Raw genomic sequence first — 4,488 nt, 5'->3', positions numbered from 1 at the left:
CCGCAGCATGGTGGCATGGGCCCACTCACCCGCCGGGTTCGCGATGGGTTGGTGCCCGGACTGCTGACCGGCGAAAAGGTTGCCCGGCACTTGCGGCTGAGCCCCCGCCGGCTGCACCGGGGCCGGCGGAAGACCCGACGGCGGAAAGCCCGACGGCGGCGCGCCGTTACCGGGGCCCTGCGGCCGGGTGCGTGCCGGGAAAGTGGGCGCACTGCCGGTGCGCTCCGGATCGATGGCCGCGATGCTCCGGACGCGGGTTTCCTCGAAGCCGTCGTCCGGGTGGCTGTCATCCTGATGGGGTTCTTCAAGGACCTCAAAAGGCGTGACCGACAGGTTCAGTTCGGCCTGGATTCGCTGCAGGGCAAGGGCGAACGCATGCGCCGAGGAGTACCGGGACGCAGCGGATTTCGCCATCGCGGTGGACAGCGCGCGTTCGAGCGAATCCGGGACGTCCGCCCGGCCCAGCCGTGGCAGGGGCGAGTTCGTGATCCGTGAAATCAGTTCACGCTGGGAATTATCGCTGCCCGGCATAACAAACGGGGACCTGCCGGCCAGCAGGGTGTACAGGGTCGCACCCAGGGCCCACACGTCCACCATGATGCCGTCCACCGGGCCGTCGGCAAACTGCTCCGGCGGCGACCACGGGATGGACATCCCGGCGTCCTCGTCTGCTGTGTCCCCCAAGGTGCCTGAGATACCGAAGTCCGTCAGGGCGGGCCTGTTGTAATCCGTCACCAGGATGTTTGCCGGCTTGATGTCGCGGTGGGCGATGCCGGCGCGGTGCGCGGTTTCCACGGCGGAGGCCACTTGGATCCCTACGGCCAGGACCTCGTCGACGCTGAAGCGCTGGCGTCGGTACCTGACATCGAGGCTGGGCCGGGAGCAGTATTCCATCGCCAGGTAGGAGTGGCCGGCGTCAGTCACCTCAGCCTCGTAGATCGTCACAATGTACGGGTGGGAGGACAGCTGGGCCATCAGGTTCGCTTCGGACTCGAACCTTCGCCGGGCACCCTCGGTCTTGAGGTCCGACAGCAGGACCTTCACTGCCACCTTCCGGCGCGGCCGGTCCTGTTCGTAGAGATAGACGTCGGAGAACCCGCCGGAGCCCAGCAGGCTGATGTACGTGAACCCCGGGATAGGGGGCGGCGGCGCGATCGGCCGTTTGGAACTCAAAGAATCTCCTCAAAACGCAACGAGATGTCGTCTCCCAGTTCGGCGATGTCGCCGTCCAGCAGGATGGCCATTTCGTTCTGGGCCAGGCGGCGGGGCGGCTGCCCCTCGCGCACCAGGACAGTCCCGTTCGTGGCCTTGAGGTCGCAGAGCATTACATGCCAGCCCTCAAGCCTGACCTCAACGTGCGACCGTGAAATGTCGCCGCTCGGGCTCGCCACCTGGACGAGCCGCGGCATCCCGCCGCCCTGGACGCGGGAAACGGAAGGCTGGCGCCCGATCACCAGGGACTGGTCCAGGTCCACCAGTTCGCCGGTGGATACCCGCATCCTGCCCAGCCGCGGCCGCGCCACCTGCACGGCGTCGGCAGGCAGCGGCGAGCGGCAGACCGCGCACTGCGCGTGCGTTGGCGGGTTGGCGTGCCCGCGTTCGCAGACACGGGCCAGTACCAAGGGTCCAACGGCGGCACCGGGCTCCCGCACCGGCGCGGGACGCGCGGAAACTCCGGCGAGGTCGCTTTTCATGATGGTCTCGCCGTCATGGTCCGGGTCAAAGTCGGCCGGACCAGCGGCCTGCCCGGAAATGTCTGCATTTCCCGGGGCCGGCGTTGGAATTGATGCAGAAGTTGGCGCTGCGGGCGCGGGCGGCGGGTTGAACGGCGACGGCGGCTGGACAGCGGAGGAACTGGTCCCGCCGGTCCGCCACGGTACCGAATCGATCAGTCCGCCGGGGCTTGGTGCGGCCGCCGGCTCAGGGCGCGGTGCCGGCGGTGGACCCGACGGATCAGGCATGGGGGCCATGGAAAAACCGCTGAAGGCCTGGGCGGCCGCCGGGCCGCCCGGCTCTGAGCCACTTGCCGCGGATTCGTCCGCCGCTCCGGACCCGGACCCGCTTGCCTGCGGCTCTGCCTGCGCATTCTGTGCTGACTGGTTTTCCGCGGGCTGGTTTTCCGGTGACTGGTTCTCTGCCTGCTGGTTCTCTGCTGCCGGCATCGCCGCGTACGCCGGGTCTTCTTCCTCCGGCTCGTCGCGGACAGCCGCGTCCTCGATGCGGCGGACGACGGTCTTTTCCCACAGGTGGTCATAGCTGCCCGTCAGTTCGTGGGCAGGAACCTGGCCGGCAAAGGATGCGGGAGCTTCGGGCTGCGAAGGCTCAGGGCCTTCCGGGTTTTCCGGTTTGCCCGCGTTATCCAGACTGTCCGGACTGTCCGTGGCATCGTGGTCCTCGTCCAGCACGCCCATGACCGTCTCGGCCGAGACCTCCCGGTCCCTGTCTTCAGTGCGGCTGCCGCCCGGTCCCGCTGCCGGCCCAGGTTCTGATGCAAGCACCGGCCCAGATTCATGCTCCACCCCGGGTTCAGCGCCCGCCTCTGAGTACGTTTCGTAGAGCCCCGAGGCAGTCTCTGTCTCCCCCACGACGGCGGCAGTCACAGCCGGCCCAGCCACGGCCGGCCCAGCTACGGTCGGTCCAGCCACAGCAGGCTCAGGCACTGCCGCTGCGGTGGCCGGATCCGAGGCGGCTGCTTCGGCAGCGGGGCCGGCAAGTGCCACCGTCAACGATTGGAGCAGCACCACGCCCTCCCCCAACGGCAGGACGGTGCCCGGCCGGGCATCGCCGGCGACAGTGAGGACGTACGCCTTCGGAGCGGCGAGGCGGCGCTCCGTCCAGGTGGTGACGTCCCGCCCGTTCAGTTCCATGGAACCTGACGCCAACTGGACGGTCAGGTCGAGGTCACCGCGGAGGAAAACGCGGAGGGACGCGTGGAAATCAACGATCCCGAACGACGGGATCTGCGCCAGCGACACTCCGAAGCCGCTGGTTACTGCATGCAGCACTTCATGGACTTCCGGGGTCGTCCCCAGCAGCTCCCACAACGACTGGGCGAGCTCCGGCGAGGACCCGGGTCCCAGCAGGACAGCTGTGCCTGACCGGATCACACCAAGCCAGGTACCGGGGGTGTAGCTGGCGGTGGCCATGTCAGTGCTCCCCATTTTCGTCTTCCTGGTCTGCCGGCCTGCTGGCGTCGACGATCTGTGCCCGGGGCAGCGTGACTTCCTGTTCGGCATCCGCGGTGCGGCGGGGCGCGGTGATGGCGATGCCGGCGTCGTTCATCACGTTCTTGGCGTCAATCACAATGACGGTCACGTTGTCCCGCCCGCCGTTGCGCAGCGCTGCCTGGATCAGGGCATCCACCGCGTCCTGCGGGTGGCCCACCGTGCTAAGGATGCGGAAAATGTGCTCGTCCGTCAGCTCAGCGTTCAGGCCGTCCGAGCAGACGAGGATCCGGTCGCCTTCCTCAACCGGCAACAGCCAGTAATCGGCCTCGGTCTCGTCGCCGGTTCCCAGGGCCCGCGTCACCACGTGGCGGCGGGGATGGACAGCGGCCTGCTCAGGCGTGATTTCGCCGGCATCCACGAGTTCCTGGACCTCTGAGTGATCCACACTGACCTGGGCGAAGTTGCCCTGGCTCAGCCGGTAGGTGCGCGAATCACCGATGTTCATCACCAGCCAGTAGGGCATTCCCATTTGTTCGACGACGACGGCGCCGGTGAGGGTGGTCCCGGCGCGGGCACCGGTCACTTCCCTGATGGAGCTGTCGGCGCGAAGCAGGTACTGCTGGAGGACGGAGGCTGTAACGGAACGCTCTCCGGTGGCGAGCTGCGGCATGGCGGCCAGGGCCCGGACGCACATCCCGCTGGCGATCTCCCCTGCCTCGTGCCCGCCCATGCCGTCAGCCACAGCGAACACGGGATCGGAGGCAATGAAGGAGTCTTCATTCAGCTCCCGCCGCAGGCCGCGGTCCGTCCCGTAGCCGTAACTCAGGCTGAGGCCGGAGGCGTGGTCATCGTCAGTGGAGACGCTGTCCGGTTGTGAATTCATGCCTGTCCTAGGTGGAAGGAGCGGTCACCAAAATGGACAGTGGATCCCGGGCTGACAAAGGCGGGTACGCCCGGCTGCAGCGGCGTCCGCTGGCCATCCGGGGTGGTGACGGCGCTGCCGTTGGTGGAGTTACGGTCGGTGACCCAGATGCCCGCACCATCGGTCAGCAGGTGGAGGTGCGTCTTGGAAATCGAGCGTCCGGGGTCGGCAACGGCCAGGACCTGCGACTGCTGCTCCCCTGCCTGGCCAACCGGGTTCCGGCCCACCAGGACACTGCGGTCGAGCTGGAAGTCCCGGCCGTCGTCGAGCTTGATCCGCAGCACGGCCACCGGCGCCGAATAAGCCGCACCGCCACGCATCTGCGTGCGGTCATGGTCATCGTCCGGATGGGAGGGGGCCGGCTGGGTGGCTGCCGGCTGGGGCTGGAAGGCCTGGGAT

4 protein-coding genes are annotated in these 4,488 nt (G+C 68.0%); all 4 read right to left on the bottom strand.

The window, feature by feature from the left end:
- Window positions 1-1,173: serine/threonine-protein kinase (locus tag DBR22_RS06910; protein ID WP_258229072.1), on the bottom strand; the 1,173-nt coding region annotated here is incomplete at its 3' end.
- Window positions 1,170-3,161, bottom strand: coding sequence for an FHA domain-containing protein (locus DBR22_RS06905; protein WP_258229071.1), 1,992 nt, complete (start codon window positions 3,159-3,161; stop codon window positions 1,170-1,172). The genes DBR22_RS06910 and DBR22_RS06905, both read right to left, overlap by 4 nt.
- Window positions 3,148-4,050: a PP2C family protein-serine/threonine phosphatase gene (locus DBR22_RS06900; protein WP_108598395.1), complete on the bottom strand. Its 903-nt coding sequence runs from the start codon at window positions 4,048-4,050 to the stop codon at window positions 3,148-3,150. Before DBR22_RS06900 ends, DBR22_RS06905 begins: the two co-directional genes overlap by 14 nt.
- The coding region (locus DBR22_RS06895; RefSeq protein ID WP_146187415.1) for an FHA domain-containing protein at window positions 4,047-4,488 on the bottom strand (442 nt) is incomplete at its 5' end. The genes DBR22_RS06900 and DBR22_RS06895, both read right to left, overlap by 4 nt.

Origin of the sequence: Arthrobacter sp. HMWF013 (assembly GCF_003061105.1) — a bacterium.
GTDB lineage: Bacteria > Actinomycetota > Actinomycetes > Actinomycetales > Micrococcaceae > Arthrobacter.
Note: the sequence above shows the minus strand (reverse complement) of the source record. Positions and strands in the feature narration are given on the sequence as shown.

Excerpts from the sequence above, each read along its gene's own strand:
- DBR22_RS06905 (WP_258229071.1), bottom strand. The coding sequence starts at position 3,161 with ATGGGGAGCACTGACATGGCCACCGCCAGCTACACCCCCGGTACCTGG.
- DBR22_RS06900 (WP_108598395.1), bottom strand. The coding sequence starts at position 4,050 with ATGAATTCACAACCGGACAGCGTCTCCACTGACGATGACCACGCCTCC.